11 protein-coding genes and 4 pseudogenes are annotated in these 13,992 nt (G+C 68.8%); 2 read left to right on the plus strand and 13 right to left on the minus strand.

The window, feature by feature from the left end:
* Positions 1-43 precede the first annotated feature (43 nt).
* The 6 genes from KIH73_RS07220 to KIH73_RS07245 form a co-directional block, all read right to left on the minus strand.
* Entirely contained in the window at positions 44-469 is a 426-nt protein-coding gene (locus tag KIH73_RS07220; protein ID WP_219082009.1) for a permease, read from the minus strand.
* Positions 470-664: 195 nt separating this feature from the next.
* Positions 665-2,071: a DEAD/DEAH box helicase gene (locus tag KIH73_RS07225; RefSeq protein ID WP_219082011.1), complete on the minus strand. Its 1,407-nt coding sequence runs from the start codon at positions 2,069-2,071 to the stop codon at positions 665-667.
* A 49-nt stretch (positions 2,072-2,120) separates the two neighbouring features.
* Positions 2,121-2,798, minus strand: coding sequence for an oligoribonuclease (orn, locus tag KIH73_RS07230; RefSeq protein ID WP_219082013.1), 678 nt, complete (start codon positions 2,796-2,798; stop codon positions 2,121-2,123).
* 650 nt (positions 2,799-3,448) lie between these two features.
* Positions 3,449-4,999: an IMP dehydrogenase gene (guaB, locus tag KIH73_RS07235; RefSeq protein WP_219082015.1), complete on the minus strand. Its 1,551-nt coding sequence runs from the start codon at positions 4,997-4,999 to the stop codon at positions 3,449-3,451.
* A 187-nt stretch (positions 5,000-5,186) separates the two neighbouring features.
* A complete protein-coding gene (locus KIH73_RS07240) occupies positions 5,187-6,350 on the minus strand; it encodes an MraY family glycosyltransferase (RefSeq protein WP_219082017.1) in 1,164 nt (387 codons plus the stop codon).
* Entirely contained in the window at positions 6,347-7,006 is a 660-nt protein-coding gene (locus KIH73_RS07245; RefSeq protein WP_219082019.1) for an L-threonylcarbamoyladenylate synthase, read from the minus strand. Before KIH73_RS07245 ends, KIH73_RS07240 begins: the two co-directional genes overlap by 4 nt.
* Before the next feature lie 370 nt (positions 7,007-7,376).
* Here KIH73_RS07245 and KIH73_RS07250 point away from each other — a divergent pair, with 370 nt between their 5' ends.
* Entirely contained in the window at positions 7,377-7,976 is a 600-nt protein-coding gene (locus KIH73_RS07250; protein ID WP_219082044.1) for a sugar O-acetyltransferase, read from the plus strand.
* 126 nt (positions 7,977-8,102) lie between these two features.
* Here KIH73_RS07250 and KIH73_RS07255 read toward each other — a convergent pair whose 3' ends face one another.
* The 6 genes and pseudogenes from KIH73_RS07255 to rpmE all read right to left on the minus strand — a co-directional run bounded on the left by KIH73_RS07255 (position 8,103) and on the right by rpmE (position 12,447).
* Entirely contained in the window at positions 8,103-8,501 is a 399-nt protein-coding gene (locus KIH73_RS07255) for a hypothetical protein (RefSeq protein ID WP_219082021.1), read from the minus strand.
* An 826-nt stretch (positions 8,502-9,327) separates the two neighbouring features.
* Positions 9,328-9,690 (minus strand): annotated as a pseudogene (locus KIH73_RS07260) (N5-glutamine methyltransferase family protein); the annotation flags it as partial.
* A 267-nt stretch (positions 9,691-9,957) separates the two neighbouring features.
* Positions 9,958-10,080: pseudogene (locus KIH73_RS07265) on the minus strand (peptide chain release factor N(5)-glutamine methyltransferase); the annotation flags it as partial.
* A 303-nt stretch (positions 10,081-10,383) separates the two neighbouring features.
* A pseudogene (locus KIH73_RS07270) lies at positions 10,384-10,839 on the minus strand (class I SAM-dependent methyltransferase); the annotation flags it as partial.
* Between the two features lie 167 nt (positions 10,840-11,006).
* Positions 11,007-12,095: a peptide chain release factor 1 gene (prfA, locus tag KIH73_RS07275; RefSeq protein WP_219082023.1), complete on the minus strand. Its 1,089-nt coding sequence runs from the start codon at positions 12,093-12,095 to the stop codon at positions 11,007-11,009.
* Between the two features lie 139 nt (positions 12,096-12,234).
* Entirely contained in the window at positions 12,235-12,447 is a 213-nt protein-coding gene (gene rpmE, locus KIH73_RS07280; RefSeq protein WP_219082025.1) for a 50S ribosomal protein L31, read from the minus strand.
* 343 nt (positions 12,448-12,790) lie between these two features.
* Between rpmE and KIH73_RS07285 the strand changes: the two genes are divergently transcribed.
* Positions 12,791-13,606, plus strand: a complete 816-nt coding sequence (locus KIH73_RS07285; RefSeq protein ID WP_236022650.1) for a tyrosine-type recombinase/integrase — start codon at positions 12,791-12,793, stop codon at positions 13,604-13,606.
* Here the strand turns inward: KIH73_RS07285 and KIH73_RS07290 are convergent.
* Positions 13,607-13,992 (minus strand): annotated as a pseudogene (locus tag KIH73_RS07290) (hypothetical protein); the annotation flags it as partial.

Consider the following 13,992-nt stretch of genomic DNA (forward strand, 5'->3'; position numbering starts at 1 on the left):
ATGCCGGCCGACGCACCGGATCGCGGTCCATCAGGGGCGCGCCTTACGCCCCCATGCGCTCCTCCATCTCCTCGATCTCCTCCTCGAGCTCCTCGCGGTTGAGATCGAACGGCGGATAGACGAACACCGGCAGGATCAGCAGGCAGCCGACGAGATAGAACACGTCGGCCAGCGGGAACAGCGCGAGGAACCCGATGCTGTTCGGAATCAGGATGCCCACGCACACCACCGCCATGCCGACCAGCGGCAGCGTGGCCCAGACCCAGCGGTTGGGCGCGCCGTCGTTGCCCTTGCGGCGCAGCGAGTCCACGTAGATGGGCACGATGAACAGCAGCCCGCCGACGATCATCATCACGTCGGTGAGCTTGACCGTGCCCCACGCCGGAATGGACGGCATCTGATACATCAGGAACGCGATGAACAGCACCAGCAGCCCGATGACCGAATACACATAGTGAAAGCGCTTCATGGCGCAACCTCCCTTCCTATGCGGCGTCCGATGCGGCACGGCCCCGCACGCCGCGAGCGCCGTGGGCGCCGGCGCCGGCGCCGCAGGCACGGGCGCCATCGTCGCCGTCCGCAGCCTGCCTCGGTACTGTTCATCCTACTTCGGGTGGCCGCGAACGGCCATCGTCACACGCCGTCAACCGCCCGCCCGCGACGGTCAGAACAGTTCGGCCTGCTCGAACTCGGGTTCCTCGGGCTCGCCGGCGTGCGGGACGAACGCGTCGGCGCCGTCCGCGCCGAGACGCTCGGCCGCGGCCCGGGAGTCCGCGCGCAGCCGGCCATCGAGCGTCACCGCGTCGGGCGAGACGAGGAACGCCCGGTTGTTGATACCCTCGAGGTACAGCCCGTCGAGGCTCTCCACGCGCGACAGCGCCACATAGCCCATGCCGGGCGCGAAGGTGCGGCGCAGGTCCATCACGGCCCGGTCCAGCGTCATGCCCTGGGACTTGTGGATCGTGATCGCCCACGCGCAGCGCAGCGGCACCTGCTTGACGCTGGCGAGCACGGTCTCGCCGTCCGTCATCTCCCACGACGCCTGCCGCATCGTGACGATGTTGCCGTTCTCGAACTCGACGATCGGCCAGCCGCCCTTGGATTCGGGCGCGAACCCGCGCACCGTGCCGATCGAGCCGTTGACGTACTGGTGGTCGGCGTCGTTGCGCAGCGCCATCACGGCCGCGCCGGTCTTGAGCACCAGGTGCTCGGGGGCGAGCATGTTCTTCTTCAGCCGGTCCACCAGGTTCACCTGGCCGGCGGTCTCCGCGTAGAACTCGTGCTCGTCGTCGGCGATCCGCGCGAGCCGCATGTCGTTGAGCCCGTCGGCCTGGCGGTTGACCGGGAACAGGTGGACCGCGACCTCGCCCGGCCCGGGCGCCGCGCCCAGGCGCGAGGCGAGCACGGTCCGGTCCCCGTCGTCGACGGCGCCGTCGCGGATGTCGGTGAGCACGGTGAGCAGCCGCCCGTCGTCCTGACGGTGCTGCTCGGTCAGGTAGCACACGACGGGGTTCAGCTCGTCCCACACCAGCGATTCGGTGACGAAGCCCTCGGGGTTGCGCCCGGCCTTCGCGTAACGCTCGCGCGAGGCGACGAACTCGGGGCTCGGGGCGATGACGTCGTTGTTGCGCCCGGAGACACTGACCGGCGGCAGCTGGAAGAAGTCGCCCGAGAGCACGACCTGCAGGCCGCCGAACGGGCGCGGGTCGTGGCGCACGGCCCGGCACACCTGGTCGACCATGTCGAACAGCCAGGCGTGCATCATCGAGACCTCGTCGATGATCAGAACGTCGGTGGACTGGATCCTGCGCCGGCGCCGGGTGCGGATGAGCTTGAGCAGGTTGTCGGTCAGCGCGGTGGCCACGCCGATGCCGCTCCACGAGTGGATGGTCTGGCCGTTGATGTGCGTGGAGGCGATGCCGGTGGACGCGGTGACGGCGACGCTCGCGCCGCGCGCCCGGGCGTCGCGGATGAACCGGTTGAGCACGTACGTCTTGCCGGCGCCCGGCGCGCCCGTGAGGAACACGTTCGCCCCGGCGTCGAGAATCGCCAGCGCCTCGGACTGCAGCATGCCGTCCTCCTCCCCGGGGTCGCCCCCGATCCCCCGATGCGGCTCGGGGCTACTCCCCCAGCGGGTTGCCGTTCTTCTCGTAGGTGCGCAGCAGGCTCGTCTCCTCGACGCGCGCCGCGGCCTGCGCGGCGGCCTTGGCGTCGGGGCCGGGGGCCGGCACGAAGAGGGTGTCGCGGTAGTAGCGCAACTCGTCGATCGACTCGATGATGTCGGCGAGCGCGCGGTGGCCGCCGTGCTTGGCGGGCTTGCGCTCGTAGACGGCCGGGTACCAGCGCCGCGACAGCTCCTTGATGGTGCTCACGTCGACGACCCGGTAGTGCAGGTGCTGCATCAGGCCGGGCATGTAGCGGTCGAGGAACTTCTTGTCGGAGCCCACGGAGTTGCCGGCGAGCAGCGGGCGCACGCCCTTGGGGGTGAAGCGCCTGACGTAGTCGATGACCTTGGACTCGGCCTCGGCGACCGGCAGGCCGGTCTCCCACTCCTTGATCAGGCCGGAGCGGGTGTGCATGGCGCGCACGAAGTCGTCCATGTGGTCGACGGCGGCCTGGCTGGGCCTGATGACGTAGTCGACGCCCTCGTCGAGCACGTTGAGCGCGAAGTCCGTGGGCACCACGGAGATCTCCACCAGCTCGTCGTGGAACACGTCCAGCCCCGTCATCTCGCAGTCGATCCAGATCAGCCGCGACCCCTGCGCGGTGTAGGTCTCGTTGTCGTGCGCATCCACCATCGTATGCCTCGTTTCCTTGCCTGTGCGTATGCCGTGCGCGCCGCGCGCGGCCGCCCGCCGTACGCGGAACAGTTCAGTATAGCGCGCGCGATGGCCGACGGCGTGCTGCCGACCCGCGCGCGGCATGTCGGCGGGGACGCCGCGCCGGCAGTCCGGACCGACGTTTCGCCACCTGCCGCCGGACGAAACAACCAGACGAAACGACCGTGCAAAACAACACGTTGCCCGGTGCTGTGTCCGGTGCTGTGTTATCGGCTGCTAACGCGCAGCCGATAACACAGCACCGCGCAACGACTCACGACGGTCCGCCGGATACGCGACCGGTCACCCGCCGCCGGGCACACGCCGTCGGTCACGCAATCCAATGCGCACTCGGCCACACGCCACCGACCACACGCCGCCGGTCACGCACCACCAGGTACGCGACCACCAGGTACGCGACCGCCCGGTGCGCGACCGGCCCGCCCGCCGCCGGATACGCGACCGGCCCGCACCGTGTTCGGGTGCGGGCCGGTGACGCGGCTACGATCGGCTGGCGACGCGCGGACGATCGATGCCCGCGATCGATGATCGACGGTCGGCGCCGCGCCCAGTCGCCTGCCTCTCAGCTATCCACGTCGGCGCTGCAATCAGTTGCTTCGCCGCTGCAATCAGTTGTTGTGGAAGCCGGTGTAGTTCGGAGCCTCGGTGGTCATCACGATGTCGTGCGGGTGCGACTCGCGCAGGCCGGCGTCGGTGATGCGGATGAAGCGGCCCTTCTCGCTCATCTCCTTGATGTTGTGGGCGCCGATGTAGAACATCGACTGGTGCAGGCCGCCGATCATCTGGTAGAGCACGGCGTTGAGCGGGCCGCGGTACGGCACCTCGCCCTCGACGCCCTCCGGGATGACCTTGTCGCTGCTGGTCACGTCGGCCTGGAAGTAGCGGTCCTTCGAGTAGCTCTTCTTGCCGCGCGGGGCCATCGCGCCCAGCGAGCCCATGCCGCGGTAGAGCTTGTACTGCTTGCCGTGCAGCAGGACCTTCTCGCCCGGGGCCTCCTCGCAGCCGGCCAGCGTGCCGCCGAGCATGACGGAGCTGGCGCCCGCGACCAGGGCCTTGGCGATGTCGCCCGAGTAGTGGATGCCGCCGTCGGCGATGCAGGGCACGCCGGCCGCGCGGCAGGCCAGGGCGGCCTCGTACACGGCGGTCAGCTGCGGCACGCCGACGCCGGCGACCACGCGGGTGGTGCAGATCGAGCCCGGGCCGATGCCGACCTTGACGGCGTCCGCGCCGGCGTCGATCATGGCCTGCGCGCCCTCGCGGGTCGCGACGTTGCCGCCGATGATCTGCACGTCGCGGAACGCGGAGTCGTTCTTCAGGCGGCGGATCATGTCGAGGGCCAGACGCGCCTGGCCGTTCGCGGTGTCGACGACGAGCACGTCGACGCCCGCCTCCATCAGCGCGGAGGCGCGCTGCCAGGCGTCGCCGAGGAAGCCGACGCCGGCGGCCACGCGCAGACGGCCCTGGCCGTCCTTCGTGGCGTCCGGGTACTGCTCGGTCTTGACGAAGTCCTTGACGGTGATCAGGCCGGCGAGCTTGCCGTTGTCGTCGATCAGCGGCAGCTTCTCGACCTTGTGCTGGGCGAGCAGACGGTGGGCGTCCTCCTTGGAGATGTTCGCCGGGCCGGTGATGAGGTTCTCGCGGGTCATCACGTCCTTGACCTTGAGGTGGTCGTAGTCGTCGGACGGGATGAAGCGCATGTCGCGGTTGGTGATGATGCCGACCAGGCGGTTCTCCTTGTCGACCACGGGCAGGCCGGAGATATGGAAGCGGCCGCACAGCTTGTCGAGGTCGGCCAGCGTGACGTCCGGGCCGACGGTCAGCGGGTCGGTGATCATGCCGGACTCGGAGCGCTTGACGACGTCGACCTGGGCGGCCTGGTCGTCGATCGACAGGTTGCGGTGCAGCACGCCGATGCCGCCGTTGCGGGCCATGGCGATGGCCATCTCGGATTCGGTGACGGTGTCCATCGCGGCGGAGATCGCCGGGACCTTCATCGTGATCTCGCGGGTCAGATGCGTGGTGGTGTCCACCTCGGAGGGGATGACGTCCGTCTCGTTGGGCAGCAGCAGCACATCGTCATAGGCGAGGCCGAGCTTCGCGAAGATCGGAGGGAGCGGGGCATATGCGGATTCTGCGTTCATATCAAGGTTTGAAGCCATAGACCCACTCTAAAAGCATGTGCTGACCAGCGGGACCCTGTGTGTCGTGGCGGGCGCCGCACCCGACGGCACCCCCGTCATGCCGGTCGACGCGCCGCCGGCCGCGGCGCCGGCCGCAGCCGATCGCGCCATTCCCAGTGCGAGCCGCCGTGCCGATCGCGGCGCCGGCCGCCATGCCGGGCTCGCCCTACTCGCCCTCGCCGTCGCGCCGCTTCCGCCCCGCGTGCCGCGCCGCCTCCAGCGCCGCGTTCTCCTCGCGGATCTCGGGGATGCGCCGCCTGAGATACGGGTACATCGTCGCCACCGTCAGCGCCGCCGCCGCGATCACGAACCCGACGGCCACGTACCTCGCCTCGAAGAACAGGATGGTCAGCGAGCCGAACGCGATCAGCGCCGCCCACCCCCACAGGATCAGCACCGCGCCCTGCGTCGTGTGACCGATCTTGAGCATCCGGTGGTGCAGATGCATGCGGTCCGGGTGCATCGGCGACTGCCCCTTGCGCAGGCGCCGCACGATCGCCATGCACATGTCCAGCACCGGCAGGAACAGCACGAGCACCGGCAGCAGGATCGGCATGAACACCGGCAGGTAGACGCTCGCGTGGATCGACGCCGGATCCAGGCGGCCGGTCATCACGATCGACGCGCAGGTGATCAGGTAGCCCAGCAGCATCGACCCCGAATCGCCCATGAACAGCTTCGCGGGGTGCCAGTTGTGCAGGATGAAGCCGACGCAGATGCCGACCAGCATCACGTCGATCAGCGTGGCCGTCGACGCGTACGAGGGCGAGGAGCGCGCGATGATGTACGAGTAGATCGCGAACGCGATGCCGCCGATCGCCACGATGCCCGACGCCAGGCCGTCCAGGCCGTCCACGAAGTTCACCGCGTTGATCGAGGCGACGATCAGCACCGCCGTGATCGTGATCGAGATGCTCGGCGAGGCCGTCACCAGCGAGCCCAGCGGCAGCGAAATGATCTGCAGCCCGCCCCACGCCACGAACACCGAGATCAGCAGCTGGCCGGCGAGCTTGAGCATCCAGTCGAGGTCCCACAGGTCGTCCGCCATGCCCAGCAGGCAGATCATGACCGCGCCGGCGAGCACCACCCACATCTGGCTGCTGCCCTGGAACAGGCCGCCGACGAAGGGGATGCGGTACGCGAACATCATCGCGACGGCGAAGCCGAACAGCATGCCCAGCCCGCCCATGCGCGGGGTCGGCACCGTGTGCACGTCGCGGGCGCGCACCCGGCCCACCGCGCCGATCTTGATGGCGAGGTGGCGGATCAGCGGGGTGACGAGCCAGGTGGCGCCGCCTGCGATCGCGGCGATGAACAGGTAGACCCTCATGCGCCCAGGCTCCCCCCGTTCAGGTGCAGCGCGCGGCGGACCGTCGACTCGGGGATCACGCCCTCGCGCAGGATCTCGATGCCGTCGCGGGCCAGCGGGTTCGCCGCGACGACGGTGCTGGACACATGCCCCTGCGTCGGGCCGCCGTCCAGGTACAGGTCGACCTCGTCGCCGAACGCCTCGACGCACTCCTCGACCGTCTGCGCGCTCTCGCCGCCGGAACGGTTGGCGCTCGACGCGGCGACGGGGCCGGTCGCGCGCAGGATGCGCAGCGTCAGCACGGAGTTGGGGATGCGGATGCCCTGCGTGCGCGCGCCGGACGGCGTCTCGCGCACCGTGCGCAGCCGGCAGTCCTCGCGGGCCACGGCGATCGGCGAGAACGCGCCCGGCAGGAACGTGGCCGCCAGCCGGTTCAGCGGGACGGGCAGGTCCAGGCCGAGCGCGTCGAGCTCGTCCACCGACGAGAGCAGCACCTGCAGCGCCTTGTACCGCGGACGGCCCTTGATGGCGTAGACGCGGTCGATGGCCTCGGGGCTCGTCGGATCGCAGGCCACGCCGTAGACCGTGTCGGTCGGCACCACGACCAGACCGCCGTCGCGGATGATCGCCGCCGCCTGTGCGACGACATCGTCATCGATTGTTCGAATCACGCTCATCGGCACCTCCCGTTTCCATGCCTTACACAACCTTACTATTGTGCATCATCGCGCCGGGGCCGCTTTGACGCAGGGCGATGCCGCCGGACGCGGCGCGGGGAGGCGGGCGCCCGGCGTCCGGCGTGTCCCCGGGTAGGGCTTCGGGGATGATGGTCGGTACCGACGGCGCCGGCCGCCGGAAGCCACGCCGGGCCACGCATACGAAGGGGACGCCATGACCGACGCCAACGAACCGATCATTGTGAACGAGCCGACCGACGCGATCACACCGACCGCAGCGAACGAACCGGCCGCCGCCCGCAGCGGGGACCTGCCGGCGGAGCTGCCGCCGGTGGAGCTGCGCACGCCGCGGCGCAGCGAACGCGAGGAGATGCTGGACGGCAAACTGTACAACCCGGCCGACCCGCAGCTGACGGCGATGCGAGAGCGCGCCGGCGACCTGTGCACCCGCTACAACGCGCTGCCCCGGGGCGACCACGAGGCCCGCGCGGCCGTGCTCGACGAGCTGCTGCCCGGCCACGGCGAGAACCTCGACGTGATGGGGCCAATCTTCTTCGACTACGGCGTGCACACCACCGTGGGCGACCGCGTGTTCATGAACTTCAACTTCACCGTGCTCGACTGCGCGCCGGTGACGATCGGCGACGACGTGCTGTTCGGGCCGAACGTCTCGCTGCTGCCGCCGATGCACCCGATGCGCTGGCAGGACCGCAACGTGCGCCGCGCCCCGGATGGGTCGTACTACGACTACGAGTACGGCCGGTCGATCGTCATCGGCTCCAACTGCTGGTTCGGCGGCAACGTGACCGTGCTCGGCGGGGTGACGATCGGTGAGGGGTGCGTGATCGGCGCGGGCGCGGTGGTGACCAGGGACATCCCGCCGCATTCGGTGGCGGTCGGCAACCCGGCGAGGGTGATCCGGCAGATCACCGAGGCCGACGCCTCGGCGCTGCAGGACTACGCGCGGTAGGGAGGCGCGCGACGGGGTGCGCGGCAGCCTATGCCGGTAATTCTCAGCCGGTCGGATGGCGGCGGTCAGAATCACGGCCGACTTCCGGCGGCGAACCTGGCGAGTCCGGCTGGGAATGTCCGCGGCTCAGCGCAGCATCCAACGCAGATCGGCGATGGTACATATGAGGAACGCCGCGGCGGCCAGCATGGCGACGAGCACCGGCACCAGACCGCCCGTCGGGATTCCGGACAGCCATCTGACCGATACGGCGACCGCCAGCAGCACGACGCACGCCAGTTCGATCGCGAAGCATGCGACGAGCGCACGCGTCTTCGCCGGCGAATCGCGGCGCCACGACGCCCACACCTCGCAGCACGACACGGCCGCGAGCGCCACGCACAGCAGCCACACGAACCAGGGCACCGCCATGCCGTTGGCCGCCCAGCGCCAGACGCTCACCAGGACGGATGCCAGCCCGACTGCCCCCACAAGCAGCCCCCGCACGAATCTTTGGCCACTCCCCCGTTGACGTGTACCGTTCATGATTCCATGGTAGTCGCGCGGGCGCGGGAAATCCATCACGGTTCTACACCGCCACGACGCCGCGGGGAACCGTTCGGATGCAGGGCGGCGGCCTGGATACCGGCGAGCGTAATCGCACGGGTGCCGGCCGCGACAATCACATGCGCATGAAGCGGCGGGAGTGCGGGAATATGGTCGGGGAATATGGCTGCACGGCACCGGTGCCATATGTATGGCACCGTACGCGGATCGGGGACTCGCTCATCCGGTGTCCGTTGCGGTCCGAACGCACCATGCTCACCGACCACAGGATGCAGTCGAGAACTCGCTCACCTGATATTCGTTTCGGTCCGAGCGCATCATGGTCACCGACCGCAGGACGCGGTCAAGAACTCGCTCACCTGATATTCGTTGTGGTGGCGGAAAGGCGTGTGCCATACGCGGATTAAGAACTCTGGCACATGCGAGAACGCAAATGCGACAACCGAACGTGCGCCATACGCGGATTGAGAACCCCGTCACCACGGCGATACGCAGTGGCATGTCGTCGTGTACGCCACACGCGGATCGAGAACTCCATCTCTTCCCTGCCGAATGCATGCCATGCCCGCAGATTCCGCCGCGCATCGTACCGCACCGCGGTACGCAACCGCCCAAGCGCCTTCTGCACTGTACCGTACCGCGGTACGGTACAGTAGCCCACCAAGAATGGCGGAATACCAAGGATGATGATTCCGTACCGTACCACGGTACGGTACTGTGGCGTCCAAACCCGAGAAATGAGGTTCCATACCGTACCACGGTACGCAACCGCACCACCGCCCTTCAGACCGTACCGTACCACCGGTCAGCGGGTTGCGAACAGGTAACGGGGGCGGCCGGTCAGGTCGTCGCCGGTGTGTGCCTCGGCGAAACCGTGGGCCTGCGCGTAGGCGACCAGAGCGTCGCCCTGGCTGATGTCGTGCTCCATGACCAGCGCGCCGCCGGGCCGCAGCAGTCGCGCGGCGCGGTCGATGATGCGCTCCGGGATCAGCAGACCGTCCGGTGAGCCGCCGTACAACGCCAGCGACGGGTCGTGGTCGCGCACCTCGGGCTGTTCGGGGATCTCGGATTCGGGCACGTACGGCGGATTGGTCACGACCAGGTCGACGGTGCCGTCGAGGTCGGCGAGCGTGTCCGGCGCGGTCGCGTCGCCGAGCACCAGATGGTAATACGGACGGTCCGCCGCCGACCCCATGCACAATGTGTCATTGGCAGGAAGCGATGGCCCGGCTTCCGATGCGGTTGCAGCGTCCAGGTCGGCGGTGGCATCCGAATCGCCCTGTGCCGCAACATCCGAATCGTCCTCTACCGCAACGCCTAAATCAGACGCGGTCACCATGTCCGAGCCGAGCACAACCGCATCATCCGAACCATCCTCTGCCGCAATGCCCAGGGAGGGTACGGTTACGGCGTGCGGACCGAGCACGGCCATGGCGTTGCGGCTGGTCCAGGCGGCGGTCCGCTCGCTCAGTTCGACCGCCCACACCTCGCAGTCCGGCGTCTCGCCGGCCAGGGACAGTCCGACGGCGCCGCTGCCCGCGCACAGATCCACCACACGGAAACGCCGACGACCAACGGAACCGTCCGATACGTCCACAGCCACGCCGCTCGGCGAATCGACCGACGGCTCATCCGACATGATTCCGGTCAGACTGCGGGACGAGACGCCGGACACGCTCCCGCCCGAGGCATCTCGCGCCCCAGCCGCGCTCCCGGTCGTGGCATCCCCGGTCGACCCATCCCTCAAGCCGTCCGGCGATCCACCCGGCGCAGCACCCCGCGAGCCATCCGACGACACGTACGACGACGAATCCCCCGTCGCACCGCCCGACGAAGCACCCGCCACCGAACGACGGCCTTCAAGCCAGTCGAGTCCGGCCTGCACCACGGTCTCGGTTTCCGGACGCGGGATGAACACTCCCGGTCCGACCGCGAGGTCGAGATAACGGAACGGCGCGTGCCCGACGATGTACTGCAGCGGCTCGCGCACGGCCCGACGATCGACCATGCGCCCGAACGCGGCGACCGCCTCGGCAATCGGATCCGCGGCAACCCCCGACACCGCGGCGTCAGAGCGCGAAGCGTCGTCGGACGGCCGCGCGACGGCGTCGCCGCCGGCCCCGCGCACGGCATCTCCGCCGGAAACCCGGCCGTCGCGGACCAGACGGCCGATGTCGTCGCGCATCAGCAGGGCCTTATCGACGTCGCGCAGCTCGACGCCGCAGGCCTCGGCCAGCAGCAGCTTGGCGTCGTGCTCCGGGGTGTCGACGCCGGCGTCGCGCAACCGGGCCGCGGCGTCGCGGATCAGACGGTCCACGGCGATCGCGGCGCCGCCCGCAGCCGGGCGCCCCGCGCACCCCGGGCACCCTCCGGTGGCGGCGTTCGCGGGCACTCCACGCACGGGCAGGTCGCCCGAAGGCGCGGCCACGGTATCACCGACCCCCATCACGCCACCCCACGTCCGGTCGCGATGCCATGCGGCGCTCAGCTCTGGCGGGCGAGGCGCTCGGCCTCGTCGGCCTGGATGTCGGAGTCGATGACCGCCTGCAGGTCGCCGTCGAGCACCTGGTCGAGGTTGTAGGCCTTGTAGTTGGTGCGATGGTCGACGATGCGGTTCTCCGGGAAGTTGTAGGTGCGGATGCGCTCGGAGCGGTCGAGCGAGCGCACCTGCGAGTGGCGCAGGTCGGCGGCCTCGGCGGCCTCCTGCTCGTGCTTCATCGCGAGCAGGCGCGACTTGAGCACGCGCAGCGCGGCGGCGCGGTTCTGGATCTGCGACTTCTCGTCCTGCATGCTCACGACGATGCCGGTCGGGATGTGCGTCATGCGCACCGCGGAGTACGTGGTGTTCACGGACTGGCCGCCGGGGCCGGAGCTCATGAAGATGTCGATCTTCAGGTCCTTCGGGTCGATCTCGATCTCGTCGTTGTCGTCGTCGGCCTCGGGGAACACGATGACGCCGGCCGCGGAGGTCTGGATGCGGCCCTGCGACTCGGTGACGGGGATGCGCTGCACGCGGTGCACGCCGCCCTCGTACTTCAGGCTCGCCCACACGCCGTCCTCCGGGGCGGGCGTGCCCTTGGCGCGAATGGCGACCTGCACGTCCTTGACGCCGCCGAGCTCGGTGCGGTTCTCGCTCTGGACCGTGGTGGTCCAGCCGCGCTTCTCCGCGTACCGCATGTACATGCGCAGCAGGTCGCCGGCGAACAGCGCGGCCTCCTCGCCGCCGGTGCCGGCCTTGATCTCCATGATCACGTCGCGCGCGTCGTCCGGGTCGCGCGGGATCAGCGCGGTGCGCAGCTTCTCCTGCACCGCGGGCAGCTCGGCCTCCAGCCGCTTGGCCTCGTCCGCGAAGTCCGGGTCCTCGCCGGCCATCTCGCGCGCGGCCTCGAGGTCGTCGCGCACCTGCCGGTACGCGGTGTACGCGGAGACGATGGCGCCGAGCTCCGCGTGGCGGCGCCCCAGCTTGCGCATCTTGTCCGGGTCGGAGGCCACCTCGGGCCGGCTCATCTCCTGCTCGATGCGCCGGTACTCCTCCATCGCGGTCACCGCCGCGGGGAACTGCTCTTCTGCCATGCGTGATTGCCCTTTTGCTCAGCTGTACAACGTGGATGGGTGGGTTCGGCCCGCCGTGCGCGGGCCGATATACAAAAACGCCAGTCCTGCGGCGGGCGCGCCGAAGCGTGCCATGCCCTCGGGACTGGCGTCGAAGAAGCTACTTGGTACGCTTGCCGTAACGCTTCTCGAAACGGGCCACGCGGCCACCGGTGTCGAGGATCTTCTGCTTGCCGGTGTAGAACGGGTGGCACTTCGAGCACACATCGGCCGACATGGTGTCGCCCTTGTAGGTCGAACGGGTGACGAAGGTGTTGCCGCACGAGCACGTAACCTGAACGGTATGGTAATCGGGATGGATACCCTGCTTCATAGTGTCTCCTAAGGAATTCGGGGGACCCGGGTCGCCATGCCCCTATGGCTGGCGTGAACCGGAACCTATGGGATTGTAGATGCCGGCACGGACAGTCCGCAGGACCGCCGCACGCAGCACCGCACGCCGCGGCCCCGGCCGGTGCCGGTCGACGCTGTGGCGGCGCAGGCCGCGACCGATGACCGGACCGCGGTCCGCGAACGAGTGGGGGCGCAGGGGCTTGGACCCTGGACCGGCGGTTCCAGGGTCCAAGCCCCTGCGGGAGTTTATTGACAGTTTTATCCTCTCGGCGTGACAGCGTTGGCGTGACCACAAGGAGGTGGTCAGCATGTCAATGAAACCAATGGAGTTCCCAGCCGCATGGATCGATCCCGGACACGCCTGGCTCACCGCGTTGGCGGCGGCCGGGCGATTGCCCAGCACGATCGAGACACGCCGACGCAAGCTCAGGGCGTTCGCGGCATGGGTCGGCAAGCCGCCGACCAAGGTCACGGTCATGGACTGCGAGGCATGGATGGGCAGGCCCGAGCTATCGTCCGAGACACGCAAGGGCATACGCGCCACGCTGTCCGAGTTCTTCCAGTGGGCCTGCGATCGCGGCGTCGTGTCCGTGAATCCAGCCGCAGACCTGCCGAAAGCCAAACAATCCCGGCCGCACCCGAGGCCGTGCCCGGACAGCGTCATCTTGCGGGCCTTGTCCAGGGCCACGCCGTCGGAGACGGTCATGCTGCGGTTGGGCGCTGAATGCGGGTTGCGCAGGTTCGAGATAGCGAAGGTCCACAGCGCCGACGTGATGGACGATCTGCTGGGCAGGTCGCTTGTGGTCCGTGGCAAGGGTGATGTCCAGCGCATCGTGCCGATATCCGACGACCTTGCCGAAGAGGTCATCGCGTGCGACGGATACGTGTTCCCCGGCAGGTGGGGAGGTCACGTCGAAGCGTCGTATGTGGGCAGACACCTGGCGTGTCTGCTGGGCAAGCCGTGGACTGCCCACAGTCTGCGCCACCGGTACGCGACGGTCACGTACTCGGCCACGCATGACATCTATCTGGTCTCACAGCTGCTCGGTCACGCATCGGTCAAGACGACGATGTCGTACGTGGCCATGCCCGACGAACGGCTTCGTTCGGGCATGGCTGCGGTGCGGCTGACGTCATGATCAGTCGCCGTCGGACGCGGTGATGGTGATCTGGAGACTGTCCAGTTTGGCCTTGACGGCCTGCTGGACGGTCTGGGCGATCTGGTCGGGGTCGGCGCCCATGGCCTGGCTGAGCGCCTCGACGGCCGCGGAGAGCGCGGTGACCTGCGCGGACAGCTGCGGGATCATGGTGTCGTGTATGCGGATCACGTCGCTGGTGGCGTCGCTGATGATATCGCGTGCCTTGCGGCCGTTCGGCAGGGTATGGACCCACTGCCCTTCGGTGATGCCCGAGTCGTGCATGCGGATGATGTCGCTGGTCGCGTCGCTGATGATGTCCCGGGCGTGCCGCCCGTTGGGCAGCACGTGGGTCCAGATGCGCATGATGTCGTCGTCGCTGATTGCCA

The sequence above is a fragment of the Bifidobacterium phasiani genome (assembly GCF_019331775.1).
Lineage (GTDB): Bacteria > Actinomycetota > Actinomycetes > Actinomycetales > Bifidobacteriaceae > Bifidobacterium > Bifidobacterium phasiani.

Excerpts from the sequence above, each read along its gene's own strand:
- rpmE (WP_219082025.1), bottom strand. The coding sequence starts at position 12,447 with ATGAAGCAGGGTATCCATCCCGATTACCATACCGTTCAGGTTACGTGC.
- KIH73_RS07255 (WP_219082021.1), bottom strand. The coding sequence starts at position 8,501 with ATGAACGGTACACGTCAACGGGGGAGTGGCCAAAGATTCGTGCGGGGG.
- KIH73_RS07240 (WP_219082017.1), bottom strand. The coding sequence starts at position 6,350 with ATGAGGGTCTACCTGTTCATCGCCGCGATCGCAGGCGGCGCCACCTGG.
- guaB (WP_219082015.1), bottom strand. The coding sequence starts at position 4,999 with ATGGCTTCAAACCTTGATATGAACGCAGAATCCGCATATGCCCCGCTC.
- KIH73_RS07220 (WP_219082009.1), bottom strand. The coding sequence starts at position 469 with ATGAAGCGCTTTCACTATGTGTATTCGGTCATCGGGCTGCTGGTGCTG.
- prfA (WP_219082023.1), bottom strand. The coding sequence starts at position 12,095 with ATGGCAGAAGAGCAGTTCCCCGCGGCGGTGACCGCGATGGAGGAGTAC.
- KIH73_RS07250 (WP_219082044.1), top strand. The coding sequence starts at position 7,377 with ATGCTGGACGGCAAACTGTACAACCCGGCCGACCCGCAGCTGACGGCG.
- KIH73_RS07285 (WP_236022650.1), top strand. The coding sequence starts at position 12,791 with ATGGAGTTCCCAGCCGCATGGATCGATCCCGGACACGCCTGGCTCACC.
- KIH73_RS07245 (WP_219082019.1), bottom strand. The coding sequence starts at position 7,006 with ATGAGCGTGATTCGAACAATCGATGACGATGTCGTCGCACAGGCGGCG.
- KIH73_RS07225 (WP_219082011.1), bottom strand. The coding sequence starts at position 2,071 with ATGCTGCAGTCCGAGGCGCTGGCGATTCTCGACGCCGGGGCGAACGTG.
- orn (WP_219082013.1), bottom strand. The coding sequence starts at position 2,798 with ATGGTGGATGCGCACGACAACGAGACCTACACCGCGCAGGGGTCGCGG.